1 protein-coding gene is annotated in these 231 nt (G+C 67.1%); it reads left to right on the forward strand.

The window, feature by feature from the left end; translation table 11 throughout:
• A partial coding sequence (locus ACVA58_RS28800) for a hypothetical protein (protein WP_446513639.1) occupies positions 1-231 on the forward strand: 231 nt, incomplete at both ends.

The raw sequence follows: 231 nt of genomic DNA on the forward strand, positions 1-231 counted from the left end.
GGCTCGCGCGCCCGCGCAGCAACCTGCGCCGGTTCCAGTTGCCGCAAGCCGTGCTGGACGGCATCACCGAATCGCAGATCGTGCCGTTCGACCTGCGCAACGCCGGCGAGGCAAAGCTGGGCGACCCGGAAGTCATCATCAACTGCGCGGCGCTGGCAACGTTGTCGAACCATCCGTCGCTGTGGGATACCAATGTGGGCGGCGTGCTGGCGTTGGGCAAACTGGCTGCGC

It is taken from the genome of Photobacterium sp. DNB22_13_2, assembly GCF_052873915.1.